At 55.0% G+C, this 211-nt stretch carries 1 tRNA gene; it reads right to left on the reverse strand.

The window, feature by feature from the left end:
• Positions 1 to 7 precede the first annotated feature (7 nt).
• Positions 8 to 84 (reverse strand) — tRNA-Asp (locus OGV94_RS00045).
• Positions 85 to 211: the final 127 nt, after the last annotated feature.

The raw sequence follows: 211 nt of genomic DNA on the forward strand, positions 1-211 counted from the left end.
TAATAAGTGGCGGAACGGACGGGACTCGAACCCGCGACCCCCTGCGTGACAGGCAGGTATTCTAACCAACTGAACTACCGCTCCACCGAATTTCTTTGTCACTACCCGGATTCTTCATCCCGGTTTACTGCAATTTGATGCCTGGCAGTTCCCTACTCTCGCATGGGGAGACCCCACACTACCATCGGCGCTACGGCGTTTCACTTCTGAG

Origin of the sequence: Citrobacter sp. Ce006 (genome assembly GCF_030336535.1) — a bacterium.
In the GTDB taxonomy this organism is placed as follows: Bacteria; Pseudomonadota; Gammaproteobacteria; order Enterobacterales; family Enterobacteriaceae; genus Citrobacter; species Citrobacter europaeus.